This window comes from Solirubrobacter deserti (assembly GCF_027587175.1).
Classification (GTDB): domain Bacteria; phylum Actinomycetota; class Thermoleophilia; order Solirubrobacterales; family Solirubrobacteraceae; genus Solirubrobacter; species Solirubrobacter deserti.
On sequence record NZ_JAPCID010000012.1, the window covers coordinates 45,815 to 69,305 of the forward strand.

The following is a 23,491-nucleotide window of genomic DNA, read 5'->3' on the forward strand; positions in this document are numbered from 1 at the left end:
CCTTGATGCCGCGTCTCGTCATCGTGCTCCTGGCCGCGCTGTTCGCGCTGCCCGCCACTCCCGCCACCGCCGCCGAGCCCTGCCTCGGCGCTGATCCCTGTCCCTATTCCGCGTCCTCGGTCGTCGGCAACCGCACCGGCGGCGTGCTGCGCTTCCCGCAGGCCACCGCGGTCGGGCCCGACGGCTCCGTCTACGTCGCCGACCAGTACTCGCATGCCATCCAGGTCTTCGGCCCCGACGGCCGCTTCGTGCGCGAGATCGGCGATCCCGAGCGGCTGACGTCGGTCGGCGGCGTCGCGATCGGCCCGGACAACTCAATCTACGTCGCCGACGGCCGCGACCGCATCGACCGCTTCGCCGCCGACGGCACGTTCCTGGCCGAGTGGGGCAGGACGGGCGACGGCGTGGGCGAGTTCCGCTTCGGGCAGGGCGGCGGGAACGACTCGGGCGCCGGCGGCGGCCTCGCGATCGCGGACGGGTACCTGTTCGTCGCCGACACGCGCAACGACCGCATCCAGCGCTTCGCGCTCGACGGCACCGGAGCGACCGTGATCGTCCCCAAGGGCGCCGTCAAGCGCCCGCAGGGCCTGGCGGCACGCGGCGGGCGGTTGATCGTCGCCGACGACAACGGCCACCGGATGGTCGTCTACGACTACAACGGCGCCCAGCTGACGACGTTCGGCTCCGGCCCCGGCCCGCGGCCGGGCCAGCTCAGCTTCCCCTACGACGTCGGCATCGACGCGCTCGGCCGCGTGTTCGTGGCCGACAACATCAACCACCGCGTCGTCCGTTACGGGCCCGCGCCGGGGTACGTCTACCGCGGGCGCTGGGGCTCGTACGGCTCGCGGCTCGGCCAGCTGCAGTATCCGCGCGGGCTCGCCGTTGCCCCGAACGGCGACCAGTTCGTCGCCGACCCGGGCGGCAACCGGATCGACGTCTTCGACTTCCAGGGCAAGCCCAAGGACTTCTTCGGCGACTCCGGGCGCGTGACCGGCCAGTTCATCCGGCCGCTCGGCGTCGCCTCCGACGTGAGCGGCATGCGCGCCGTCGCCGACTCGGTCAACGGCCGCGTGCAGCTGCTGGACCCGAGCGGGAAGGTCGTCGCCGCGTTCGGCGCGCCCGCGCCCGGCCCGACGCTCCTCCCTGACCCCGTGTCCGTCGCCTTCGACGGCCGCGGCCTGCTGTACGTGCTCGACCAGCGGCGCTCGCGCGTGCTCGTCTTCGATCGCGGGGGCAAGATCGTGCGGGAGATCGGCAGCCGCGGCCGACGCGCCGGCCAGCTGCTGTCCCCGAGCGCGATCGCGGTCTCGGGCGGCGGCACGGTGTACGTCGCCGACACCGGCAACGGCCGGATCGTGCGCTTCTCGACCGCCGGGCAGCACATCGGCTCGGTCGGGCGCTTCCGCAACGTCCGCGGCGTGGCCGTCTCGCCCGACGGCAGCCGCATCTACGCGACCGACGCCGGCACGAACCGGATCACGATCATGACCGCCTCGGGCGGCGACGTGGGGGAGATCGGCGTGGGCGAGCTGCGCTCACCGGCCGAGGTCGCGCTCGACGCGGCGGGGAACGTGTTCGTCGCCGACCGCGGCAACCACCGCGTCGCCTTCTACTCGCCCGACGGACAGCCGCTCGGCGCCTGGGGCTCGCGCGGCACGGGGCCGGGGCAGCTGTGGGAGCCGACCGGCATCTCGGTCTCCTGCAACGGGCTGGTCACGGTGTCCGAGGCCGACAACAACCGCGTCCAGCAGTTCCAGCTGCCCGCGACCGGCGGCTGCGGCTCGCTGCCCGCGATCACGCCGCCGCCGAACCCGATCCTGGCCACGCAGCCGGACCCGGTCCCGCCCGAGGTGTTCCTGGAGCCGACGCGCACGAGCGGCATCCTCGGCATCCGCCAGTTCCCGTTGCGCGTGCGCTGCGACGTGCGCTGCCGGCTGACCGCGGTCGTGACGCTGACGCCCCGCGGCAAGAAGTCACCGGCGGTGAAGCTCGCCTTCACACCGCAGACGCTGCCCGCGGGCAACACGGTGACGATCCGGCCCCGGCTGAGCGTCGCGGGCGTGCGCTCGCTGGCGAGGGCGCTGAAGGGCAAGCGCGCGCTGACCGCCACCGTTCAGGTGACGGCGTCGACCGAGGACAGCTCGCCGACGACCGTCACCCGGCGGGTCAGCATCAGCGGTTGAACAGGTTCAGCAGCGACAGGAAGATGTTGATGATCGACACGAAGATGCCGGTCGCCAGCCAGACGACGTCGTCCTCGGTGGCGTGCTTGCGCACGTAGTTGAAGTCGACCAGGATCAGCAGCGCGGACGCGGCCAGGATGATGATCGAGAGGAACGGCGAGAGCGTGCCCAGGCCGCCGAAGATCAGCGCGCCGAGCGACACCACGACGGCGCCGAGGACGACGAACGACAGCGGCCGCATCCAGCGGACGGTGTCCTTGCTCATCACGAACCCGATCGCGCCCATGCCGAGCACGGTGAGCGCGGTGAGGCCGGCCGCGCTCGTCACGCTGCTGGGGTTCGTGCTCACGTAGAAGTCGAGCACCGGGCCGAGGCCGTAGCCGATCGCGGACGCGATCAGCATGAGCCAGAAGATGCCGAGCGCGCCGAACCGCAGGCGCGCGACGAACCAGGTCGCCACGAGCATCACCATGCCGGCGATGGAGAAGATCCGGGCCGTCTCGGGGGCGAGGTCGCGGCCGAGATACGTGCACAGCGCGGCCAAGCCGATCGCCGCGGCGACCAGGCTGAGAACCTGGCCCATGATCAGGGAGGTGTCGCGCTCCCGTACGCCAGATGAGACCTCGATGAAACTCATAGTGGGAATCCTATTTACCCGCCGGCCACGTCGCGCCGTAAAAAGTGAATGAACGCCCATAGAAGGGCGGGCACGGCGTAAAGCGCGGACACCCAGGCGGCGCGGAGGATCGGCGCCCAGTCGATCGGGTCGCGCAACAGTCCCTGCCAGGCGTTGAACTGGCGCGGGAGCAGGTACGGCTGGATCGCCTCCAGCGCGGACACGATCCCGAGCAGCTGCATGATCAGCGACAGCATGAGCGTGCTGACCACGGCCGCCGCGCTGTTGCGGGTGACGGTGGAAAGCAGCACGGCGATCGACGCGACCGCGAACGTCGGCAGCGCGTAGGCGAGCGTCGCGCCGCCGAGCAGCAGCAGCGAGCGCTCCATGGAGATCTCGGTGCCCGACAGCGAGACGAGCGGATCGAAGCCCCAGAAGACGCCGCCCAGCCCGAGCCCGACCAGGACGAACAGGGCGAGCGCGCCGAACGCGTAGGTCAAGGCCGCGAGCACCTTGGCCAGGAAGATCTGCCAGCGGTCGACGGAGCGCGTGAGGATCGTCTTCAGTGTCCCGTTGCCGTCCTCGGTCGCGACGATGTCGCCCGCGACGAGCGCGGTGACGAGCGGGAAGAACCAGAACGCGCCGAAGAACAGCCCCACGAGCGGGATCGCCAGGCCGGACTCGCGCACGTAGTCGCCGAACGGGATCCCTTCCGGCCCCCCGTCGTCGGCGAGCAGGCTGGCGATGAAGATCAACGGGACCAGCAGCGCGCAGCCGAGCCCGATGTAGGTGCGCTTCTGCGCGGCGAGCTTGCGGACCTCCCAGGCGTAGACCGTGCGCGTGGAGACGGCGACTGCGCTCACGCGGGCACCAGCGGCTGCGAGCCGTTCTGCTCCGGCGTGCCTTCGGTCATGCGGAAGAACAGCTCCTCGAGGGTCGCGGTGCGGGGGACGAGCGCCCGCAGGCCGATGCCGGCCTGCGCGAGCTCGAGCGTGAGGTGCGCGACGGCGACCTCGTCGCCCTCGAACGCGATGCCGGCGTTGGAGACCGTCACGCCGGCGATGCCGTGCGCGCGGCGGGCGATCATCGCCGCCTCCGCGTCGTTGGTCGTCCTGAGGTCGTAGCGCCCGGCGGTGGTCGCGATCAGCTCGTCCAGCGCGCCCTCGTAGACGACGCGCCCGCGCGTGACGATCGCGACCCGGTCACACAGATCCTCGACCTCGCTCATCAGGTGGCTGGAGAGCAGGACGGTGAGGCCGTCCTCCGCCAGCCGGTGGACGAGCGCGCGCATGTCGCGCATGCCGGCGGGATCGAGGCCCGTGGTGGGCTCGTCGAGCAGCAGCAGCTTCGGGTCGCGCAGCAGCGCGCCGGCGATGCCGAGGCGCTGCTTCATGCCGTGCGAGTAGCCGCGCACCTTGTCGTGCTGGCGCTTGGTCAGGTCCACGGTGTCGAGCGCCTCGTCGATGCGCTCGGCCGCGTCGCCGCCGTCGAGCGCGGCGACGAACTCGAGGTTCTTGCGCGCGCTCATGTACGGGTAAAAGCGCGGCGCCTCGACGAACCCGGCCACCCCGTCGAGGGCGCGGGCACCCTCGACGAGCGGATCGTGGCCGAACAGCCTCGCGCTGCCCTCGTCCGGGCGGATCAGGCCGAGGAGCATCCGCAGCGACGTCGTCTTCCCGGCCCCGTTCGGGCCGAGATAGCCGTAGACGTCGCCGCTGCGGACGGTCAGGTCGACGTGGTCGACCGCCGTGATCTCGCCGTAGCGCTTGACGAGGCCGCGAGCCTCGATCGCTGCGGTCACCTCAGGCCCCGTGCGGCGTTCTCGGCGGCGATCGGCGGGACGGAGCCGACGACGACGTACTGGACGCCTTCGCGCTGGAACGTGAGCAGCGTGCCGAGCGCGGTGGCGAGCTCGGAGCCCGTCGCGCCGTCGATGTTCACCTGGGGAAGCGTCAGGCCGCCCGGCGCGGTGTTCGACGACTTGGCGCCGGCGCGGGTCTGGAACACGAGGATCTGGCCGAGGCCCTGGCCGTACGTGCTGACGGCGCCGACCTGATCGTCGGTCTTGATCAGGCGCACGGCCTTGCGCGGGAGGCCGGCCAGCTCGGCGGGCGCGGCGAGCGGGAAGTCGAGCTCCTTCTGGACGGCGTCGACGCCCTCGACGGCGACCGGCTTGCCCTGCGCGTCCAGCTTGAAGCTCGGGTCGATCTCGGTGACCTTCGCGCCGGCGGGCGGCGTGGCGTCGACCTTGTCAGCCGGGATCTTGCCGTAGGAGATGTCGGTGGCCTCGAGCTCGAGCACCGGGTTGTCGTCGCCCTGGGCGTAGACCGCGGCGCGCAGCGGCACGCCGCGGACCGCGTCCCAGGCGACCTCGGCCGCGCCGAGCAGCCCGCCGTCGTCCTTGGGCGCGACGCGCACGGTGTAGCTTGGTCGCCCGGCAACATTGGAGGGTGTCGCCCCCGACAGCGTCCACGCCTGGCCGAGCCGGTCGAGTCCGGTCTGGATGGCGCCGAGGTTCGGCTTGTTGCCGTCCGGCTGCTTGGCCGGGGCGCCGTCGAGCTTGCCGGTGACGGCCTGCTTGATGGCCGCGTCGTAGATCAGGAAGCGCTCGCCGTCGGCCACGATCTGCGCGTCGCCGTTGGCCGACTGCAACTCGAGCCGGAGCCTGCCGTCGTTGGAGAGCCAGATCCGGCCGGTCGCGCCGGTGAGCACGGGGGAGGCCGTGCCCTCGGGCAGCGAGCCGGAAGGGAGGAGGTTGTTCGTGAACTTGACCCGCGCGGTCACGCCCTCGACCGGCTTGGCGTTGGCGGCGTCGTAGAGCGCGCGGTCGAGCGGCTTGGGGGCCGGCGTCTCTTCGGTCTGGAGCGCGGCCTGGGCGATCCCGGCGCCGGCGACGGCGGCGACGAGTACGGCGACGATCGTCACCAGGCGGCGGGTGGAAGCGGTGCGGAGTCGTCTCATCACGACGCAGTTCTACGGACGGTCTTTGAGAGTTCTTTGACAGAGTGCCACGCCTGATGGCTCAGGTCTCCGACGCGATCCAGCGTGAACTCGACGACGCCCGCGAGGCGGACCGGCCGGTGGCCTCAGTCCGAGTCTCCGAGAGCGCGCTGCCCGGCGCGGTCGCCGCCGTCTCGCTGTCGCCGGAGCGTGCGGCGGCGCTCCGGCTCGACGCCGTGCTGGCCGAGCGCGCCGTCGAGGTGCTGCTGCACCCTGACGACTACGAGGAGCTGCTCGACGAGGACGTCGTGGTCGAAGGCGAGGTGCCGCGCGTGTTCGGCGTGCCGCTCATCGTCGATCAGTCGCTCTGAGCACGAGCGTGAAGCGCGCGCCGTCGACCTCGACGCGGCCGCCGTGACGCTCGGCGATCGCCTTCACGATCGGCAGGCCGAGCCCCGAGCCGTCGCCGCGGGCGTCCGGGCCGCGGTGGAAGCGCTCGAAGATCTGGTGCACGTCGCTCGGGCCCGGGCCTTCGTCCTCGACGCGGATCCACGCCTGCGTGCCGTCCCCGCCGACCGTGACCGTGACCGCGCCGGTGCCGTGCTTGTGCGCGTTGCGGACGAGGTTGTCGACGGCGCGCTGGAGGGCGTCGCGCTCGCCGCGCGTCCAGGCGTCGTGCTCGACGGTGGCGTCGGGGGCGAGATCGGCGAGCCGGACGGGCTGGGCCTGCAGCGGCGCCGCCGCGTCCTCGCGGGCGAGCGCGAGCAGGTCGTCGAGCAGGCGTGTCAGCCGCTCGGCGTCGTCGGCGATGTCCTGGACGACGGTCGGGTCCGGGCCGTGCTTGGCCAGGAAGGCCGCGTTGCCGCGCAGCGCGGTGAGCGGCGTGCGCAGCTCGTGCGAGGCGTCGCCGACGAAGCGGTGCTCGGCCTCCTGCGCGCGCTCGAGCGAGGCGAGCATGGCGTTGAGCGTGTGCGCGAGCTCGCCGACCTCGTCGCTGCGAGCAGGCTCCGGGAGGCGCTTGGAGGTGTCGCCGGCGCGGCCGATCTCGCGCGCGCCGGCGTTCAGCCGCGTCAGCGGTCGCAGAGCGCGGCGGGTGAGCCAGGTCGCGAACGCGGCGGCGATCAGCGCGGCGACGAGCGCGCACACGGCGATCAGCACGCGCGCTCGGTCCACGGTGCGGTCCACGGCCGCCAGCTCGGACCCGACGACCACCACGCCGCCGGCGGCCTCACCGGAGCCCAGTTCGCCCAGCGGCGCCGTGTACAGGCGCACCGGGTCCGTGCCGAGCCGGCCGTCGTCGAGCCGCGGCTGGCGCTCGCGAAGGACGGTTTGATCGATGGGAAGCACGCGCCCACCGAGCGCGGAGGACCGGACTACGATCCGCCCGGAGCGATCGACGACCTGGACCAGCAGCCCGCCGCCCTCGATCGCGCCGACCTCGGTGAGCTGCCCGGGCGCGGTCGCGTTGAGCCGAGCGACGTCCGCGGCCCGCCGGCGCAGCGAGTCGTCGAGCTCGCCGCGCAGGTCATCCGCGAGCAGCTTGGGCACCGTGACGACGAGCAGTGCGAGCGCGACGAAGATCGCGGCGGCGGCCGCCGCGGCGACGCGGGCGCGCAGCGTCACGGGCGCCGCCCGCGGCCGGCGCGACGGCGCGCGAACCTGAAGAGGGACAGTCCCTCTTCTAGGGTCATCCCTCGCGGTCCAGGCGGAAGCCGACGCCGCGGACCGTGTGGATCAGCGGCGGCTCGCCGAGCTTGCGACGCAGGTAGCCGACGTAGCGGTCGACCGCGTTCGGGGTGGCCTCGTGCTCGCCGCCCCAGACCTCCTCGAGCGCGAGCTCGCGGGTCACGACGCTGCGGGCGTTGCGCAGCAGCAGCTCGAGCAGCTCGGCCTCGCGGCGCGTGAGCTCGAGGTCGCGGCCCGCCCGCCGGGCGATGCCCTCGGCGAGCGTGAGGTCGGCGAAGGCCAGCGCGTCGCTCTCCGACGGCGGCGCGTTGCGGCGCAGCAGGGCGCGGACGCGCGCGGACAGCTCGTCGGGGTCGAACGGCTTGACCAGGTAGTCGTCGGCGCCCGCGTCCAGCCCGGCGACGCGCTCGGCCACGGCGTCGCGTGCGGTCAGCAGCAGGATCGGCACGCGCAGGCCCTTCGCGCGCAGCCGCCGCGTCACCGCGAGACCGTCCAGCCCGGGCATCGTCACGTCGAGGACGATCGCGTCGGGCACGGACCGCTCGACCGCGGCCAGCGCCGCTCCGCCGTCGGCCGCGGCCTCGACCGCATAGCCCTCGGCGCTCAGCGTGCGCTCGAGCATCCGGCGAATCGGTGCATCGTCATCGACCAAAAGGAGTGCGGCCACACACGAAAAGATGACAAAGGCCGACACGTTCGCCGCTCGTCAGAGTCTTCTCAAAGAGGAGGCGTAGAAAGACCCACGGATGGTGTGTGACATGGACAAGATCGAAACCCTGCTGGACGGCGCGCCGATGCCCGTGGCGCTCGACTGCAGCGGCGAGCCGCGGCACGTCCCGCCGGTCGTCTTCCGCTCCGCCTACCGGGTGGTGCGCGACGCGCTCGACGCCGCCACCTGCGCGTCCGAGGCGTCGGTGGCGATCGAGTTCATGCCGGGTGCGCTCGTCGTGCAGGTCGAGGACGACGGCGGCTCGGCGCGCGACTTCGACGAGCTGCGCGAGGTCGCGGCCGCGATCGGCGGCGGGCTGGCCGCCGCACCGGCGCCCGGCGGCTTCAGGGTCCGGGCGTGGCTGCCGACCGAAGGCCAGCCGCCGTCTCCCGTAGCGCCTCCAGCAGCGCATTGACCGCCGGGCGGCGCTCGCTGCCCCGCCGGATCGCCCCGAAGACCGTGCGGGTGAGCGGGTCCTCGGCGACGTCGCGCGCCACCGCGCCCGGGTCGCGGTCCGGTCGCACCAGGTCCGGCAGCAGCGTCACCGCGAGCCCGTTCGCGACCAGCGCGAGCAGCATCAGCAGGTCGTTGGAGCGGTGCCGGACGTCGGGCTCGAAGCCGCCCAGGGCCCGGCAGGCGCGCAGCGCGAGCTCGCTGTAGTGCGTGTCGGGCTTGCCGACCGCCCAGGCGTCGGCCTTCAGCGCGCGCAGCGACACCGGCCCGCCGTGCGCGGCCTCCGGATGCTCGGCGGGCAGCACGAGCCGGAAGCGCTCGGTGAGCAAGGGCTCGCGGTGCAGGCGCGGGTCGGGCGGGCGCGGGTGGAACGGGTACTCGTCGCCGAGCACGAGGTCCAGGCCGCCGAGCGCCAGCGTCGGCATCGTCATCTCCGGCTCGGCGTCCGTCACCTCCACCCGCAGCGCGGGATGGTCGCGCGCCAGCCGTTGCAGCGCCGGCGCGAGCAGGTACAGCCCGGCCGACTGGAACGTCGCCACGCGCACGGTGCCGGTGATCTGCTCGGCCGCGGCCTGCAGGTCGGCCTCGGCCTCCTCCACGCGTGCGAGCAGCGCGTCGGTGTGGCCGACGAGCGTGTGCGCGGCCGCCGTCAGCCGCACGTTGCGCCCCGCGCGCTCGAGCAGCGGAACGCCCGCCTCCTTCTCGAGCAGTGCGAGCTGCTGGGACACGGCGGAGGGCGAGTAGTCCAGCGCGGACGCGACCGCGCCGATCGTCCCGCGGTGGGCGAGCTCGCGCAGCAGGCGAAGGCGTCGGAGGTCGAGCATCGTGAAGAAGAATCGCACGATATCCCTCAGAACTTCCAGTGGATACGGACGATCGGCGCTGCTTTCCTCCCGACCATGAAGCAGCGAACTGGAGCCCTACTGGTGCTGGCGTCGGCGGTCGCGTTCGGCGTCATGCCGATCTTCGGCAAGCTCTCGTTCGAGGCGGGGGTCGGCGTCGCGACGCTGCTCTTCGTCCGCTTCGCGATCGCGACGCCGGTCCTGTGGGCCGCCGTCGCCGTCAAGCGCGCCGTGCCGCGCGACCGCGGCCCGGTGCTGCGGGCGCTGGCCCTCGGCGCCGTCGGCTACGCGATGCAGGCCGGGCTGTACTTCCTCGCGCTCGAGCGCATGGACGCGTCGGTCCTCTCGCTGATCCTCTACAGCTACCCCGCACTGGTGACGGGGGCGGCGATCATCCTCAGGCGCGAGTCGGCCAGCCGGCGGCGTCTCGTCGCCCTCGTCACCGCGTCCGGCGGCCTCGTGCTCGTCCTCGCGGGCGCGGGCGTCGGCTCGCTCGATCTCGCCGGGTGCGCGCTGGGCGCCGGGGCCGCGCTCACGTACACGACCTACATCCTCGTGTCCGACGGGGTGACCAAGGCGCTGGACCCGATCCCGCTCGCCGCGCTCGTGTCGACCGGCGCGCTCGTCACGCTGGGCACCGTCGCCGCGTCGATGGGCGCGCTCGACTTCGGCTTCGACCCGGTCGGCTGGCTATGGCTCGGCCTGGCCGCGCTCGTGTCCACGGTCGCCGCCGTGGTGCTGTTCTTCAGCGGGATGAGCCGCGTCGGCCCCAGCACGGCGGCGATCCTCTCGACGCTCGAGCCGCCGGTGACGGTCGCGCTCGTGTTCGTCACCTTCGGCGAGGCGCTCGGCGCCGTCCAGCTGCTCGGGGCGCTCGCCGTCATAGGCGCCGCGATCATCGTCAACCTTCCCTCGCGGGTGAAGACCGTCTGAAATCCGGGTAATCGAGGGGCCATGACCAGGCCCTTCGTCACCTGCGCGCTCAGCGCGCTGTTGCTTGCCGCTGTCCCGGCCGTCGCCGAAGCCAAGAACTACAAGGGACGAACCAGCCAGGGCCGTGTCGCCGAGCTGCGCACGGGCGCCGACGGGGTGGTGAACCGCGTCCGCCTCGGCTGGCGCGCACCCTGCGGCGAGGGCTACCGCTTCAACGAGCACACCACGTTCCGGCCGCGGCTCGATGTCGCCACCGCCGACGCGGTCCAGGACGCCGGCACCTACCGGGTGCGCTACCGCGGCGGCCTGCGTGCGCGCATCACCGTCACGCTCGCCGGTGCGCGCGACCCCGCCACCGACCGCTGGTCCGGCACGCTCGCGGGCAAGGTCATGGTCACGCGTCGCGGCAAGGTGATCGACCGGTGCGAGGTCAAGCAGCTCACCTGGAACGCCAGATAGCCTGGGGGACGTGCCGAAGCTCGTCTCCGTGAACGTCGGAACGCCCCAGCAGATCGCGATGCGTCGCGGGCGGCCGATGATGAGCGCCATCACCAAGCACCCGGTCGACGCCCGCGTGCGGGTGGAGGGCGTCAACGTGGCCGGGGACGCGCAGGCCGACCTGCGCGTCCACGGCGGGCCGGACAAGGCCGTCTACGCGTACGCGCGCGAGGACGCGGACTGGTGGGCGGCCGAGCTGGGCCGCGAGATCCCGGCGGGCATGTTCGGGGAGAACCTCACGACCGAGGGCATCGACGTCTCCGGCGCGCTGATCGGCGAGCGCTGGCGGATCGGGACCGTCGAGCTCGAGGTCTGCCAGCCGCGCCAGCCGTGCTCGAAGCTCGGCCTGCGCTTCCAGGACCTCAAGATGGTCAAGCGCTTCTCGCAGGCCAGCCGGCCGGGCGCCTACCTGCGGATCGTCACCGAGGGCGAGCTCGGCGCGGGCGACGCGATCGAGGTCACGCACCGCCCTTCCCACGACGTCACGATCGCGCTCGTCTCCGACGCCATCCTGCTCGACGACTCACTGCTGCCGCGCGCCGCGGTCGCGACGGAGCTGCCCGTGCCGCTGCGCGAGTGGATGCTCGCTCAGGCGGCCTGACGCGCGGCCGCGACGGCCAGCTGGTCGGCGCGGTCGTTGAGCGCCTTGTAGTCGAAGCCGGCGCCGGTCTCGTGCCCGCGCACCCAGTGCCAGCGGACGTTGCCGAGCCGTGCGACCTCCGCCTCCAGCGCCATCAGCAGGTCCTGGTTCTTGACCGCGGACCCCGAAGCGGTCTTCCAGCCCTTCTTCTTCCAGCCGGGCAGCCACTTGGTCATCGAGTTGAGCATCAGCTGCGAGTCGGTGACCACGACCACGTCCTGGCCGTCCGGCAGCGCGCGCAGGCCGTTCAGCGCCGCGGAGAGCTCCATCCGGTTGTTGGTGGTGAGCTTCTCCCCGCCGGAGAGCTCGACGTTCTCGCCCCCGTCGGCCGGGATCACGATGGCCGCCCAGCCGCCGGGGCCGGGGTTGCCCGAGCAGGCGCCGTCGGTCCAGACAGCCGCTTCACCGGGGCGGATTTCTACGGGGGAGTCCTTGCGGGGTGGCATTGGGAGTAGGGATAGCCTCAGTCTCGGACGCCATCGCGCCCCATACGCAACGGGCGCTCAGAACGCGATCTTCTCTGTCATGGACAATGAGTACATGGTGGACGAGCCCAAGAGCGAGATCGACTGGCGCGCGGTCCACACGATGCAGCTCGGGGCCACCGGGTTCATCGTCTTCCTGATGGTGGTCATCTGGGCCGCGACCGGCCTGGGTGAATACTTCTGGCCGATCTGGGTGTGGTTCGGGCTGTCGATCCCGCTCGCCGTCCAGTACGCGGTCAAGCGGGCGCTGGACGGGCCACGACGATGGCGGGCGCTCTCGGTCCACGCGGCCCTGTCGTGCGTGAGCGGCGCGATCCTCACGTTCATCTGGCTGTTGACCGGCTTCGGCTTCTGGCTGTTCTGGCCGCTGTTCGGGATGTCCGCCGTGCTGATCCTGCACGCCTTCCTCACCGTCTGGTGGCGGGCGCTGCATCCCAAGCGCGAGAAGGAGCTGACCGAGCGCGTGGACGTGCTCACCCGCACCCGCCGCGGCGCCCTGGACGCGCAGGCCGCGGAGCTGCGCCGCATCGAGCGTGACCTGCACGACGGGGCGCAGGCGCGCCTGGTCGCGCTGAGCATGCAGCTCGGCCGCGCCGAGGACCGGCTCGACGACCACCCCGAGGCCGCCGAGCTCGTGCGCAACGCCCGTGTCGAGGCGTCCAACGCGATCAAGGAGCTGCGGGATCTGGCGCGCGGCATCGCCCCGCCGGTGCTGGCGGACCGTGGCCTGCCGGCGGCGGTGGAGGCGCTCGGCGAGCGCTCCGCGCTGCCGGTGAAGGTCGACGCGCGGCTGGGGCGCCGGCTCTCGCCGGTGGTCGAGTCCGCGGCCTACTTCGTGGTCGCCGAGTCACTGACCAACGCCGCCAAGTACGCCCGCGGGGCCGCCGCCAAGGTCTCCCTGTTCGAGGAGAGCGGGCGCCTGGTGGTCGAGGTCGACGACAACGGCCCGGGCGGCGCGAACCCCGAGGGCAACGGGCTGTCCGGGCTCAAGAGCCGTGTCGAGGCGCTGGATGGCATCCTGGTGGTGGTGAGTAACCCAGGGGAGGGCACGACCGTGCACGCCGAACTGCCGTGCGAGTAGTCATCGCGGAGGACCAAGCGCTGTTGCGGGAGGGCATCGTCGCCCTCCTGCGCGAAAAGGGATTCGACGTCGTAGCCCAGGCCGAGGACGGACCTGGGCTGCTGCGCATCTTGAGCGGGCACAAGCCGGACCTCGCGATCGTCGACGTCCGGCTTCCACCGACGTTCACCGACGAAGGCATCAGAGCGGCACTGGAGGCCCGGGCGAAATACCCGGGCCTCGGCGTGTTGATCCTGTCCGCGTACGTCGAGCCGGTCTACACGGCCGAGCTGCTCGACAGCGGCGGGGAGGGGGGCGTCGGCTACCTGCTCAAGGAGCGGGTGGGGGACGTGAAGGCGTTCGTCGCCGCCGTCGAGAGCGTGGCCCGCGGCGGCACCGCGCTCGACCGCGAGGTCGTGTCCGAGCTCGTGCGCCGGCGCGACCCGGACGGCACCGACGGCGCCCTCGGCGCGCTGACGCCACGGGAGCGCGAGGTGCTGGGCCTGATGGCCGAGGGCCGCACCAACACCGCGATCGCCCGCGCGCTCGTGGTCACGCCCGGCGCGGTCGAGAAGCACATCTCCAACATCTTCAGCAAGCTCGACCTGCCCGCGTCCGACGAGGACCACCGGCGGGTCCTGGCCGTTCTGGCCTTCCTGCGGCAGGGGTAGGGCTGACCTCAGTGCGGGACGCCCGCGCGCCGCATGGATCGGCGCGCGCCGCGGACCGATGCTGTGAGCATGCTCCCAACGCTCGATCGCACGGCCCGTGACGCGGCCTATCTGACCTTCACGCTGCTGACGTCGATCGCCGCGCTGGCGGTCTGGATCGTCGCCCTCACGGTCTCCCTGACCTTCGGCATCCTCGTCATCGGCCTGCCGATCGTGCTCGCCTCGGTCTACCTGATGCGCTGGACGGCCGAGCTGGACCGCCAGAACGCGGCGCTCGTCTTCGGTCGACCCGTCCGCGGCCACTATCGCTCGCACCGGGCGCCCGGCCTGTTCTCGCGCGTGTTCGTGACCTTGCGCGACCCGCAGGTGTGGCGGGACCTCGCGTGGCTGATCACGCACTCGGTCGTCGGGATGGCGTTCGGCGCGCTGGCCGTGTCGCTGATCGTCGGCACGCTCGGCACCGCCACGCTTCCGCTCTGGTACTGGGCGGTGCCCGGCGGCTACGAGCTCGGCGCGTACACCGTGGACACGTTCACCGAGGCCGTGCTGACCATGCTGCTGGCGGTGCCGTTCGCGTTCATCACGGTGTGGGTGATGCGAGGCATGGCGAAGTTCCACGCCTCGCTCGCCGTCGAGCTGCTGGGCCGTTACTAGGGAAGCTCGCCGATCCTCGTGACCCGGCCGGCCGCGAGGAACGTCTCGGTCTGCCCGCGCTCGGACCACTCGAGCAGCTCGCTGGTGTCCGGGTCGAAGATGATCGTGACGCCGCCGATCGTGACGCCGCGGCCGCTGCGGCCGCGGCGGTCGACCGCCTCCGGCAGCGGCGTCGCGCCGTCGTAGTGGCTCAGAACGGTGATCAGCGCGGCGCGCTGGTCCGGGGTGACGTTCGCGCGGGCGAGCAGGAGCACGATGTCGCGCAGCACCTGGTACGCCGCCCGGTCCGCGGCCGGATCCCAGCCACCGCCGGGCGACCAGCGGCCGTCCTCGTGCGCTTGGAAGAGCAGCTTTCCGAGCGCGTCGGGGTCGGTCGGGAGCTCGTTCAGCGGGACCTTCGCCAGCCCGGCGTCGCCGTACAGGTTCGGGATGTCCTCGGGCGTGTTGAACTCGCGCGGCTTGAGCACGCTCTGCGCGTAGCCGCGCCTGGACGCCTCCCACTGCGCGAGCTGCTCGGGCGTCATCCGCTCGCGCGCCTTGCGGGGGATCTCCGGGGCCGTGATCGTGCCTGAGACCAGCTTGGTGGTGGTCGTGCGGCGGCCCTGCCACTCGCTGTCGCTCCACCAGCGCTCCGTGGCCTCGATCGTGTGCGTCGCGGTCTCGCGGCGGTCGATCGACTCGAGGTAGCGATAGCCGGTCCACGGAGCCGGAGCGTCCTGCTCGGCGGCGGTCTGCGCGGTGGAGGTGAGGATGGCCGCGACGGTCGTCGGGGCCTGCTCGGACGGCAGCGCGGCGAACGTGATGCTCGCGGTGGCGGTGGCGGCGACGGCGATGCCCGCGATCCGCGTGCGACGACGGCGCGTGCGCCGGTCGGCGATCGTGAGCAGGCGCGCGATCTCCTCGTCCGTGGGCTCGTGCGGCTGCAGCGGTGAGAGGCGGTCTTCGAGCTTCATCGGTCGGTCTCCAGGGTCTCGCGCAGAGCTTCGCGGCCGCGGCTGAGCAGCGAGCGGACGGTCGCGGGGCGGCACCCGAGCGCGTGGGCGATCGCGGCGTCGGGCAGGTCGTGGACGTAGCGCAGCGTCAGCGCGGCTCGCTGGCGTGGGGGAAGGGGCGCGAGGAGCGCGAGCGCGTCGTCGAGGCTCGGCTGCTCGGCGTGCGGTTCGTGGTGCGGCTCGAGCAGCACGGTCGGGCGGCGCCTGCGCGCGAGGTCGATCGCCTTGCGCACCGCGACCTTGTGCAGCCACGCGTCGAGCTTGGCCGGGTCGCGGAGCTGGCGGGCGCGCTGGATGGCGACGATCGCCACCTCCTGCGCGACATCCTCGGCGGCGGCGTGGTCGCCGAGCACGCCGAGCGCGGTCGCGCGTGCGATTGCGAGCGCGCGGGCGGCGAGCTCCGTGCGCGAGTCGGTGCGCGCCTTCGCTCTGGGGAGCGCGACGGCGATCACGCGGTTGGGATGGGGTTGACCATGCCCCATAGACGGCGCGAAGACCTAGTTCTGTGGCAGCACGAGGTCGAGGATCCGGTCCAGGTCGCGCTCGATCTCCGGATCGGTCCACTCGTGCACGTGCGCGGGGTGGTGGAAGCGGGTCGTAGCCTGCAGCAGCGGGCGGCCCTTGTCGCCGACCATCGCCTCGAGTTGCTCGATCAGCCAGTTGACGTGCTCGTCGACGACGGCACTCTGCTCGTCGCACAGCGCCTGATAGGTGGCGAACAGCTCCGGGTCCACGCGCGCGGTGCCGCGCTTGGCCGCCGACAGCGTGCGGATCCACTCACGCGGGTCGTCGATCGGCTCCAGGGTCGCGTGGAACTCGTGCAGCCAGCGGCGGGTGACCGCCTCCCGCAGCGCCTGCTTGGACGGGAAGTGCCGGTAGACGGCGCCGTGGCTGACCCCGAGTGCGCGCGCCACGTCGACGACGTTGGCCTTCTGCGGCCCGTGGCGGCGGAGGACTTCCTCCGCCGCTTCCAGGATGCGCTCGGGGGTCAGCGGCTGCGTCATGCCGACAAATGTGACATCTGCGCCGCGGGGTAGCGCTCGCCGGCGGCGGCGTCGGCGGGCACGGCGGCCTCGATGCGCGCCGGGGTGTCGACGTCGAGCTCGAGCGCCTTCAGGGCCTCGGCGAGGCGCTCGCGGCGGCGCGCGCCGATCAGCGGCACGATGTCCTCGCCGCGGGACAGCGCCCAGGCGATCGCGGCCTGCGCGGGGGTCGCCCCGGCCTCCTCGGCCGTGGCGCGCAGGGTCTCGACGAGCGCGAGGTTGCGGTCCAGGTTCTCGCCCTGGAAGCGCGGGCTGAAGCCGCGGAAGTCGGTCGCGCTCATCTCACGGTCCTTGCTCCAGTGGCCGGACAGCAGGCCGCGGCTGAGCACGCCGTACGCGGTGACGCCGATGCCGTTCGCGCGCGCGGCGGGCAGGATCTCCGTCTCGATCCCGCGGCTGATCAGGCTGTACTCGAACTGCAGGTCCGAGATCGGCGCGGTCTGCGCGGCACGGCTGACGACGTCCGCGCTGGACTCCGAGAGGCCGATGTGACGGACGTACCCGGCCTCGACGAGCTCCTGGATGGCGCCGACGGTCTCCTCGATCGGCACGTCCGGGTCCGTGCGCGCGAGCCGGTAGATGTCGACGTGGTCGGTGCCGAGCCGGCTGAGCGTGTAGGCGAGGAAGTTCTTGACCGCCTGCGGGCGGCCGTCGTAGCCGATCCAGCCACCGGCCGGGTCGCGCAGCGCGCCGAACTTGACGCTGATCGTCATCGCGTCGCGGTCCTTGCCCGCGAGCGCCTCCCGGATCAGGAGCTCGTTGTGGCCCATGCCGTAGAAGTCGCCCGTGTCGATGAGCGTGATGCCTGCGTCGAGCGCGGCGTGGATGGTCGCGATCGACTCGGCGCGGTCGGCGGGGCCGTAGAGATCGGACATGCCCATGGCGCCGAGACCGAGAGCGGAGACGGTGGGGCCGGTCTTTCCGAGCTGACGAGTAAACATGAGATGCAAGGTGACAGATTTCATATTCTGTCACCGCGACGATGTCATCTGCGTGCGGGGCTCAGCGCTGGCGCCTTCAATGCGCGCGCACGGCGGAGAACGCCAGGACGTCGGTCAGCGTCTCGAAGTGACGGTCGACGTGCAGGACGTCGGCGGCGTGCTGCTGCGCGCACGCTGCGATCAGCAGGTCCGGGAGCGACACGCGGTGCCGGCCACGGGAGGCGAGCTCGCGCTGGGCGGTCACCGCGATGCCGAACGTCTCGGCGTCCATGCGCAGGTCGCGGAACGCGGCCAGATCCTGCTCGAGCCGTGCGTAGCCGTCAGCGCTGCGGGCGCTGTAGAGCAGCTCCAGACGCGTCATCGCGCACAGGCAGAGCTCGTCCTCATCGGCGACGGTGAGCGCGCCGCGGACGTACGCGGACTTGTCGATCAGCAGCAGTCTCAACGCCAGGCGGCGTCGGAGAGCAGCTCGTCGACGTCGACGAGCGAGCGCGCGCGGCTCAGCGCTTCGCGCTGGCGCTGGAGGCGGGCCGCGCGGTCGCGCGCGGCGGCGTCGGACGCGATCGCGTCATGGCCGGTGGCGGCGAGCCGCAGCAGCAGCTCGCGCCGGTCGTGCACGTCGGGCCACCGCTGCTGCGCGTCGTCGAGCATCCGAGCCATCTTCCCGGTGTCCGTGATCGCGTAGCGAGGACGGCTCGTCGGCACCGGCGCCAGTGTAACACCGGCGCCGGTAGGTGTCACACCGCGGCTAGTTGCCGACGCCGACCGTGACGGAGATCGACGTGACCGGCGGGGGAGGGGTGGCGCCCGAGGCGATCAGGGCCTGGTACTGCGCGACGGCCTCGGCGTAGGTGACGTTGTAGAAGACGAAGCCGCCGATGCTGATCACGGACGTGAACGTCGGCTCGGGAGCCAGGGCGGGCGTCGGCTCGGACGTCTGGACCGCCTCGACCGCCGGGACGGACGCGGTCTGGACGGCGACCGGCTTGGCGGCCTTCTTCTTGGCGGGCGCCTTCTTCTTCTTGGCGACGGCGGTGCGCTTGGTCTTCTTGGTGGCGGCGTCGGCGGGATCGGCAGCGGCCGGGACGGCAGCGACGGCAAGGGCCAGGGCAGCGAGGCCGGTGCGAAGGAGGGTGGTCACACTCCCGGTATCGGCACCTGACCGTTTGGGTTGAATCGGTGACGTCCTTGCGCACCGGTCCGCGGAACCTGGAATGGTTGGACCCGTTCCGCCGTCTGGCTGTTGAGGCAACCGTGATCCACGACCGCGAAGAGCAGACCCAGCAGCTGCGCTCCCCGGCCCAGGCCGCTCCGTCGCCGACGCCGCACCGGGCGCTGCTCGCGCTCCAGCAGAGCGCCGGCAACCAGGCGGTGGCGAAGCTCCTGCGCCTGGAGACCACGCCCACCGCGCGCGACGGCGTCGCCGCGGCGGCCGAGACGATCGCCACCTACTTCATCAACGCCCCGACGTCGGCCCGGCGCGAGCAGCTGCTGCAGACGCTGCTGCAGAACCGCGACCGGGCGGCCGAGCTGCGCGCGGCCTACGAGGGGACCTGGAAGCGCGACCTCGACCGGGATCTCGCGTCGATGGGCGGCGCCGACGCCCTGCGCGCGCTGGATTCGCTCAACTACGGCGAGCTGCGCCCGATGTCGAAGGTGCTGATCGCGCTCGGCGGCGCGGGCACGGACACGACGACGCTGTTCCGCGTGCTCAAGGAGTGCAACCGCGCGGCGCCGGCCGGCCAGGGCTTCGCGCGCTTCGAGACCATGTGGTCTGCCGTCACCGGCTCGCTGCCCGACACCGTGTTCCCGGACTTCAAGTCCCAGACGCTGAGCGCGGCGCTCGACGAGGACCTCGACGGCTACGAGCTGGTGAAGGCCCACGCCACGCTCGCCTACGGCGACCTGCGCCCGATCGACAAGGTCTACATCGCCACGATCCAGTCCGGGACCGACGAGGCGATGCTGTTCGAGGGTCTCGCGCGCTGCAACCCGAACACCATCGAGGCCGACTTCCAGGCGTACGAGTTCCGCAATCTCGCGTTCTCCGACAACGCGAGCTCGATCTGGGACGCGCTGGACGCCGAGCTCTCGGGCGAGGACTACCGGCGCGCGCTCGCGCTGCTGGGCCGCGAGCCCAACCCGGAGTACGGCTGGGTCTTCGGGTCGAGCGAGAAGACGCGCAAGCTCGGCGACAACCAGCGGCTCGTCGCGCTCGTCAAGGCCGCCGTGCACGGCGCCGGCACCAACGTCGAGCTGATCATGAGCGCGATCGACGAGGCCACGCAGGCCGAGCGCGACGTCCTGCGCGCCGAGGTCGAGGCCCGCAGCGACCCGCTCGGCCTGGCGGGCTGGTTCGGCGACCTCTCCAGCGGTGAGCTGAGCCGCCTGAAGGCCAAGCTCGGCATCCAGGAGAGCGCCGCCGACGCCGCCGGACAGGTCACCGACGGACAGCTCGCCGACCCCGCCGTGCAGCTGCTGCGCAGCCTCGGCGGCGTCGACCGCAGCACGATCTTCGACCAGCTCAAGCTCTCCGCGGGCGCGACGTGGGCGCGCTTCAAGGCCGAGTGGGAGAAGGGGAGAGGCCCCTTCAACGAGTACGTGTCGGCGAACACCACCGCGATCGAGAAGGGCTACCTCAGCGGCACGATCTTCTCCACGGACCTGGACCTGCGCCTGAACTTCTGCTTCGGCGTGCTCAGCGACGACGAGGACTACTTCTTCCACCTGCTCGGCAACTTCGCGTCCAACGCCGACAAGCGCCGGCTGGCGGGCGACGCGAAGTTCATGGGAGACATGCGCTCGGCGCTGTCCAGCAGCGAGCTCGGCCGGGCGATCACGCTGCTCAAGCCGTCCGACCTCACGCCGCAGGAGAACGCCAAGTGGCTCACGCAGGCGGTCGAGCGCGAGCGCAGCGGCTTCTTCGACCTGTTCAGCTCCACGGGCGACGCGGTCGCCGACGAGAACCGCGAGCTGCAGGCCGGCACGACGCTCGCCGGCCTGGACGGCAACCTCACACCCGAGGAGCGCCGGCTGCTCGAGCAGCGCGGGGCGCGCACGCAGGGCGCGCTCGACGACTACACGGCGGCGCGCGACGAGTTCGCCAACACCGCGTCGATGGTCGCCAACACCGCGGTGTCGGTGATCATCGCCGCGATCACCGGCGGCGCGGCGGGCCCGATCGTGCTCGCCCAGCTCGCCCGCGCGGCGGCCGCGATGGCCGTGGCCAAGGTGCTCACGGAGAAGGTCATCCGCGGCGACCGCTTCGACATCATCGGCGCCGACGGCGCGGTCGCGTTCGCCACGGGCGCCGTCGAGGGCGTGATGAACGTCTCCGGCGGCCTGGCGGCCAAGGGCGTGATCGGCGCGCAGCTGGACGCGGTCGGCCTGTCGGCCAAGGCGGCGTCCGGGTCGCTGTTCCGCGGCGCCGCCCGCAACGGCCTGCTGGCCGTCACCGAGGGCACGCTCGCCGGCGGCTCGACCTCGATGGTGGACACGATGGCGCGCGACGAGACCTGGCGCCAGGGCATCGCCGAAGGCCTCGAGCGCGTCGCGTCGAGCACCGCCGGCGGCGCGGCCACCGGCGCCGGCATGGCGCTCTCCCTGCACGCCGCGCTCGGCGGCATCAAGGCGCTCCGGGGCGCGCCGGAGGAGGCGCTGCCGCTCTCGCACGCGGACAATCCGCTCGTCGGCAAGGTCCTGGCCGGCGACGAGGGCGCGATGAAGCGGCTCGTCACCCGCATGGAGCGCTGGGAGAAGGGGATCGGCGAGCTCAAGAACGGCACCGGGCTCGGCGAAGGGCTCGAGAAGGCCATGCGTGACGAGCTGGTCGCGAAGCTGGTCGCGCATCGCCAGGGGATCGTCGAGACGCTGGGCAAGCAGTTCAACGCGCACGCCGTGGGCGACGCGAGCGCCGAGGCCGGCAGCGACGTCGACCTCAATGTCAAGGGCGACGACGCCGGCGCGAAGCTGATCGCCGCCGAGCAGTACATGGAGAGCGCCTATCCGGGCTGGCAGAAGAAGTACCGGATGGGGCTGCTGATCGACGCGAGCCGGATCGGCAGCGCCGAGGAGCTGATCGCCGCGCTGCCCGCGGACGCCAAGGCGCGCGTGCGGGCGCGCGTGACGCAGGAGACGGCGACGCTCATGTACGCGCGCCGGCTGAGCTTCCTCCAGGGCGCCGAGCGCGCCGCCATGGAGGCCGACCCGCCGCCGGGGGTGGACGTCGGACGCGCCAAGCAGCTCGCGGCCCTGGGCGGGGATGCGCGGATCCAGATGCGCAACGAGGCGCTGCTCAAGGGCGACCAGCTGCTGGCGGAGCTCAAGACCACCACCGATCCCGCGGTGAAGGCGCAGCTCGCCGAGAAGGTCACGTTCCAGCAGATGCTCGCCAACGCGATGGACGACGAGGCGTACATCTCCGCCGGCGGCGTGAAGGGCTTCGCGCTCGGCCAGAAGCTGACCAACGCGGCCGAGCAGTACCAGGCGCTGCTCGACCAGGTCGGGATGATCGCGCACACCGTCAAGGAGGCGGGCGGCGTGATCGAGGCCGCACGCCGCTACGAGCTGTTCAAGTACGTGTTCCGGATCTGCCAGCTGTTCGAGCAGGCGGGCATCCAGGACGAGCGGCTGGCGTTCTTCAAGAACTGGTCCGAGCTGGTGTACCGCGTGGACCGCGAGGCGACCGGCGCGCTCGACCGTCCGGGCCCGATCGAGCTCGCGGGCAGCGCGAAGAAGGCGAGCGTGATGACCGACGCGGGCGCGCCGCAGACCGCGCCCTCGGACCGCTTCCTGCTCGACAACTACGGGCGCTTCGGCGAGATGGTCGAGCACCACGGCCTCGACCTCGCCAAGCAGGCGGACGCCGGCGGCGGCGCGTCCGGCTCGCCGCAGCTGCTCCGGCTTCCGCGTCCGACGCCCGCCGACGGCGTCGGCGGCGCGGCCTCACCGGCCGTGCCCACGGCGATCGCGGGGGACAGCGCCGCGCTGATGCAGCGGCTCACGCAGTCACGCCGGACGCTCGAGCAGGAGATCGCCGACACCGAGGCCTTCCCGGCCCAGAAGCTGGCGGCCGAGCGCATGCTGGCCGACATCAAGGCCAAGCCGTTCCGCCAGCTCACGCCCGCCGACCTGATGGTGAGCGCCGCGGTCCAGCAGACGCTGTTCGACGCCGCGGGCGGCGCCGTCGACCGCATGAAGGCGTTCGCCGCGCAGATGCTCAAGGGCGCCGACGCGGAGATCATCTCGATCCGCAAGCGCGAGGACCTCGCCGGGTTCGTGACCGGCATCCTCGAGAAGTGCGAGCGCAAGCACTATCCGATCCTCGGCCAGATGGACGACATCATCCGCGGGCGCCTGAACATCACGGACGGGCCGGAGGTCGCCCGGGTCGCGCAGGCGATGCGCGAGCAGTCCGGGTTCCGGGTGACGGACGTCGTCGAGCCGCGCATCATCAAGGACACCGGCGTGACCCGCTACCCGCGCTGGCACATCATCGTCGAGGACCCGCAGACCGGGCTCACGCACGAGTGGCAGATCGGCACGCGCGCGACGAGCTCGCTCTACGAGACCAAGGGCATCAAGATCCCGGGGGAGCTCGAGGCGGCGGCCAAGAGGCTCGGCAAGCACTTCCGCAACGACATCCACGACATCGAGTACGACATCTTCCAGGCCTTCGCCAAGCGCGAGCCGGCGGCGGCCGCGGAGCTCGGCATCCCGCAGTTCGTTACCAAGGTCGCGCAGGCCTCCGACCGCTCGGGCGCGGGCGCGGCGCACACCGGCCTCGGCGCGGACATCGCGTCGCTGCACGACGAAGCCGGCCGGATCCTGCAGGCGCTGGTCGACAAGGTCGGCGCCGACGACGTCGCGAGGCTCCTGCATTGAGCCACCGCGTGATCCACGACGAACGGCTGCGCCAGGCGTGGGCCCGCTGCCCGGACGACAACCACGTGCTCGTTCCGACCGGCGCCATGTACTCCAGCGACGAGTCCGGCCGTACGTGGTCGATCGCGTTCACGTGCCCGGAGCACCCGGAGGAGCTGCTGCGCCTGTGGAAGCCGGAGCTGCAGCCGCTGATCGACGAGGTGCTCGCGGGAGTGGACGTGGAGTCGCTCCCGCTCGTCGATCGACCCACTTGAAACGGGTC

At 72.2% G+C, this 23,491-nt stretch carries 26 protein-coding genes; 11 read left to right on the top strand and 15 right to left on the bottom strand.

The window, feature by feature from the left end; all coding sequences use genetic code 11:
- The first annotated feature begins 5 nt into the window (after positions 1–5).
- Entirely contained in the window at positions 6–2,183 is a 2,178-nt protein-coding gene (locus OJ962_RS10230) for an NHL repeat-containing protein (RefSeq protein ID WP_202952778.1), read from the top strand.
- Here the strand turns inward: OJ962_RS10230 and OJ962_RS10235 are convergent.
- The 4 genes from OJ962_RS10235 to OJ962_RS10250 are packed head-to-tail and all read right to left on the bottom strand — an operon-like array spanning position 2,173 to position 5,760.
- Positions 2,173–2,820 (bottom strand): Bax inhibitor-1/YccA family protein, encoded by a 648-nt coding sequence (locus OJ962_RS10235; RefSeq protein ID WP_202952779.1) that lies wholly within the window; start codon positions 2,818–2,820, stop codon positions 2,173–2,175. The two genes, OJ962_RS10230 and OJ962_RS10235, sit on opposite strands and share 11 nt — an antisense overlap.
- Before the next feature lie 14 nt (positions 2,821–2,834).
- The gene (locus OJ962_RS10240) at positions 2,835–3,662 is read right to left on the bottom strand and encodes an ABC transporter permease (protein ID WP_202952780.1); all 828 of its coding nucleotides are present in this window, start codon (positions 3,660–3,662) and stop codon (positions 2,835–2,837) included.
- Entirely contained in the window at positions 3,659–4,600 is a 942-nt protein-coding gene (locus OJ962_RS10245; RefSeq protein WP_202952781.1) for an ABC transporter ATP-binding protein, read from the bottom strand. The genes OJ962_RS10240 and OJ962_RS10245 overlap by 4 nt, the downstream gene beginning before the upstream one ends.
- Positions 4,597–5,760 carry a LolA-like protein gene (locus tag OJ962_RS10250; RefSeq protein WP_202952782.1) on the bottom strand — a complete coding sequence of 388 codons (1,164 nt, stop codon included), beginning with the start codon at positions 5,758–5,760 and terminating at the stop codon, positions 4,597–4,599. The genes OJ962_RS10245 and OJ962_RS10250 overlap by 4 nt, the downstream gene beginning before the upstream one ends.
- 56 nt (positions 5,761–5,816) lie before the next feature.
- On the opposite strand from OJ962_RS10250, the gene OJ962_RS10255 reads away from it, so the two are divergent.
- The gene (locus tag OJ962_RS10255) at positions 5,817–6,110 is read left to right on the top strand and encodes a hypothetical protein (RefSeq protein ID WP_202952783.1); all 294 of its coding nucleotides are present in this window, start codon (positions 5,817–5,819) and stop codon (positions 6,108–6,110) included.
- Here OJ962_RS10255 and OJ962_RS10260 read toward each other — a convergent pair.
- Together OJ962_RS10260 and OJ962_RS10265 are read right to left on the bottom strand one after the other, a co-directional pair.
- The gene (locus tag OJ962_RS10260; RefSeq protein WP_202952784.1) at positions 6,088–7,362 is read right to left on the bottom strand and encodes a sensor histidine kinase; all 1,275 of its coding nucleotides are present in this window, start codon (positions 7,360–7,362) and stop codon (positions 6,088–6,090) included. The genes OJ962_RS10255 and OJ962_RS10260 overlap by 23 nt on opposite strands.
- A 64-nt stretch (positions 7,363–7,426) precedes the next feature.
- Positions 7,427–8,092 carry a response regulator transcription factor gene (locus OJ962_RS10265; RefSeq protein WP_202952785.1) on the bottom strand — a complete coding sequence of 222 codons (666 nt, stop codon included), beginning with the start codon at positions 8,090–8,092 and terminating at the stop codon, positions 7,427–7,429.
- 91 nt (positions 8,093–8,183) lie between these two features.
- Between OJ962_RS10265 and OJ962_RS10270 the strand changes: the two genes are divergently transcribed.
- Positions 8,184–8,549, top strand: a complete 366-nt coding sequence (locus OJ962_RS10270; RefSeq protein ID WP_202952786.1) for a sensor histidine kinase — start codon at positions 8,184–8,186, stop codon at positions 8,547–8,549.
- Here the strand turns inward: OJ962_RS10270 and OJ962_RS10275 are convergent.
- Complete coding sequence (locus tag OJ962_RS10275; RefSeq protein ID WP_238931192.1) at positions 8,479–9,411, bottom strand: LysR family transcriptional regulator; 933 nt, start codon at positions 9,409–9,411, stop codon at positions 8,479–8,481. The two genes, OJ962_RS10270 and OJ962_RS10275, sit on opposite strands and share 71 nt — an antisense overlap.
- A gap of 75 nt (positions 9,412–9,486) precedes the next feature.
- Between OJ962_RS10275 and OJ962_RS10280 the strand changes: the two genes are divergently transcribed.
- Genes OJ962_RS10280 through OJ962_RS10290 form a run of 3 tightly spaced genes read left to right on the top strand, consistent with a single transcriptional unit; the run spans position 9,487 to position 11,461 of the window.
- On the top strand, positions 9,487–10,362 hold the full coding sequence (locus OJ962_RS10280; RefSeq protein ID WP_202952788.1) for a DMT family transporter: 876 nt from the start codon (positions 9,487–9,489) through the stop codon (positions 10,360–10,362).
- Positions 10,363–10,383: 21 nt separating this feature from the next.
- Complete coding sequence (locus OJ962_RS10285) at positions 10,384–10,821, top strand: hypothetical protein (RefSeq protein ID WP_202952789.1); 438 nt, start codon at positions 10,384–10,386, stop codon at positions 10,819–10,821.
- A gap of 10 nt (positions 10,822–10,831) precedes the next feature.
- Positions 10,832–11,461: an MOSC domain-containing protein gene (locus OJ962_RS10290; protein WP_202952790.1), complete on the top strand. Its 630-nt coding sequence runs from the start codon at positions 10,832–10,834 to the stop codon at positions 11,459–11,461.
- On the opposite strand, the gene OJ962_RS10295 is transcribed toward OJ962_RS10290, so the two are convergent.
- Positions 11,449–11,946 carry a ribonuclease H family protein gene (locus OJ962_RS10295; RefSeq protein ID WP_202952791.1) on the bottom strand — a complete coding sequence of 166 codons (498 nt, stop codon included), beginning with the start codon at positions 11,944–11,946 and terminating at the stop codon, positions 11,449–11,451. The two genes, OJ962_RS10290 and OJ962_RS10295, sit on opposite strands and share 13 nt — an antisense overlap.
- Positions 11,947–12,025: 79 nt before the next feature.
- Here OJ962_RS10295 and OJ962_RS10300 point away from each other — a divergent pair, with 79 nt between their 5' ends.
- The 3 genes from OJ962_RS10300 (at position 12,026) to OJ962_RS10310 (ending at position 14,370) form a co-directional block, all read left to right on the top strand.
- Complete coding sequence (locus OJ962_RS10300) at positions 12,026–13,066, top strand: histidine kinase (protein ID WP_202952792.1); 1,041 nt, start codon at positions 12,026–12,028, stop codon at positions 13,064–13,066.
- A complete protein-coding gene (locus OJ962_RS10305) occupies positions 13,057–13,716 on the top strand; it encodes a response regulator (protein WP_202952793.1) in 660 nt (219 codons plus the stop codon). The genes OJ962_RS10300 and OJ962_RS10305 overlap by 10 nt, the downstream gene beginning before the upstream one ends.
- Before the next feature lie 69 nt (positions 13,717–13,785).
- Positions 13,786–14,370: a sensor domain-containing protein gene (locus OJ962_RS10310; protein ID WP_202952794.1), complete on the top strand. Its 585-nt coding sequence runs from the start codon at positions 13,786–13,788 to the stop codon at positions 14,368–14,370.
- Here the strand turns inward: OJ962_RS10310 and OJ962_RS10315 are convergent.
- The 7 genes from OJ962_RS10315 to OJ962_RS10345 all read right to left on the bottom strand — a co-directional run bounded on the left by OJ962_RS10315 (position 14,367) and on the right by OJ962_RS10345 (position 18,487).
- Positions 14,367–15,323: a hypothetical protein gene (locus OJ962_RS10315; protein WP_202952795.1), complete on the bottom strand. Its 957-nt coding sequence runs from the start codon at positions 15,321–15,323 to the stop codon at positions 14,367–14,369. The two genes, OJ962_RS10310 and OJ962_RS10315, sit on opposite strands and share 4 nt — an antisense overlap.
- Positions 15,320–15,814 (bottom strand): RNA polymerase sigma factor, encoded by a 495-nt coding sequence (locus tag OJ962_RS10320; protein ID WP_202952796.1) that lies wholly within the window; start codon positions 15,812–15,814, stop codon positions 15,320–15,322. Before OJ962_RS10320 ends, OJ962_RS10315 begins: the two co-directional genes overlap by 4 nt.
- A 45-nt stretch (positions 15,815–15,859) precedes the next feature.
- Entirely contained in the window at positions 15,860–16,366 is a 507-nt protein-coding gene (locus OJ962_RS10325; RefSeq protein ID WP_202952797.1) for a TetR/AcrR family transcriptional regulator, read from the bottom strand.
- Complete coding sequence (locus tag OJ962_RS10330) at positions 16,363–17,346, bottom strand: aldo/keto reductase (RefSeq protein WP_202952798.1); 984 nt, start codon at positions 17,344–17,346, stop codon at positions 16,363–16,365. Before OJ962_RS10330 ends, OJ962_RS10325 begins: the two co-directional genes overlap by 4 nt.
- Before the next feature lie 76 nt (positions 17,347–17,422).
- A complete protein-coding gene (locus OJ962_RS10335; RefSeq protein ID WP_202952799.1) occupies positions 17,423–17,791 on the bottom strand; it encodes a PIN domain-containing protein in 369 nt (122 codons plus the stop codon).
- Positions 17,788–18,051, bottom strand: a complete 264-nt coding sequence (locus tag OJ962_RS10340) for a hypothetical protein (RefSeq protein ID WP_202952800.1) — start codon at positions 18,049–18,051, stop codon at positions 17,788–17,790. The genes OJ962_RS10335 and OJ962_RS10340 overlap by 4 nt, the downstream gene beginning before the upstream one ends.
- 43 nt (positions 18,052–18,094) lie before the next feature.
- Positions 18,095–18,487 (bottom strand): hypothetical protein, encoded by a 393-nt coding sequence (locus tag OJ962_RS10345; RefSeq protein WP_202952801.1) that lies wholly within the window; start codon positions 18,485–18,487, stop codon positions 18,095–18,097.
- 113 nt (positions 18,488–18,600) lie between these two features.
- On the opposite strand from OJ962_RS10345, the gene OJ962_RS10350 reads away from it, so the two are divergent.
- Positions 18,601–23,229 (top strand): hypothetical protein, encoded by a 4,629-nt coding sequence (locus tag OJ962_RS10350; protein ID WP_202952802.1) that lies wholly within the window; start codon positions 18,601–18,603, stop codon positions 23,227–23,229.
- The gene (locus OJ962_RS10355; RefSeq protein WP_202952803.1) at positions 23,226–23,483 is read left to right on the top strand and encodes a hypothetical protein; all 258 of its coding nucleotides are present in this window, start codon (positions 23,226–23,228) and stop codon (positions 23,481–23,483) included. Before OJ962_RS10350 ends, OJ962_RS10355 begins: the two co-directional genes overlap by 4 nt.
- Positions 23,484–23,491: the final 8 nt, after the last annotated feature.

Excerpts from the sequence above, each read along its gene's own strand:
- OJ962_RS10230 (WP_202952778.1), top strand. The coding sequence starts at position 6 with ATGCCGCGTCTCGTCATCGTGCTCCTGGCCGCGCTGTTCGCGCTGCCC.
- OJ962_RS10235 (WP_202952779.1), bottom strand. The coding sequence starts at position 2,820 with ATGAGTTTCATCGAGGTCTCATCTGGCGTACGGGAGCGCGACACCTCC.
- OJ962_RS10250 (WP_202952782.1), bottom strand. The coding sequence starts at position 5,760 with ATGAGACGACTCCGCACCGCTTCCACCCGCCGCCTGGTGACGATCGTC.
- OJ962_RS10255 (WP_202952783.1), top strand. The coding sequence starts at position 5,817 with ATGGCTCAGGTCTCCGACGCGATCCAGCGTGAACTCGACGACGCCCGC.
- OJ962_RS10270 (WP_202952786.1), top strand. The coding sequence starts at position 8,184 with ATGGACAAGATCGAAACCCTGCTGGACGGCGCGCCGATGCCCGTGGCG.
- OJ962_RS10275 (WP_238931192.1), bottom strand. The coding sequence starts at position 9,411 with ATGCTCGACCTCCGACGCCTTCGCCTGCTGCGCGAGCTCGCCCACCGC.
- OJ962_RS10280 (WP_202952788.1), top strand. The coding sequence starts at position 9,487 with ATGAAGCAGCGAACTGGAGCCCTACTGGTGCTGGCGTCGGCGGTCGCG.
- OJ962_RS10285 (WP_202952789.1), top strand. The coding sequence starts at position 10,384 with ATGACCAGGCCCTTCGTCACCTGCGCGCTCAGCGCGCTGTTGCTTGCC.
- OJ962_RS10295 (WP_202952791.1), bottom strand. The coding sequence starts at position 11,946 with ATGCCACCCCGCAAGGACTCCCCCGTAGAAATCCGCCCCGGTGAAGCG.
- OJ962_RS10300 (WP_202952792.1), top strand. The coding sequence starts at position 12,026 with ATGGACAATGAGTACATGGTGGACGAGCCCAAGAGCGAGATCGACTGG.
- OJ962_RS10310 (WP_202952794.1), top strand. The coding sequence starts at position 13,786 with ATGCTCCCAACGCTCGATCGCACGGCCCGTGACGCGGCCTATCTGACC.
- OJ962_RS10315 (WP_202952795.1), bottom strand. The coding sequence starts at position 15,323 with ATGAAGCTCGAAGACCGCCTCTCACCGCTGCAGCCGCACGAGCCCACG.
- OJ962_RS10325 (WP_202952797.1), bottom strand. The coding sequence starts at position 16,366 with ATGACGCAGCCGCTGACCCCCGAGCGCATCCTGGAAGCGGCGGAGGAA.
- OJ962_RS10330 (WP_202952798.1), bottom strand. The coding sequence starts at position 17,346 with ATGTTTACTCGTCAGCTCGGAAAGACCGGCCCCACCGTCTCCGCTCTC.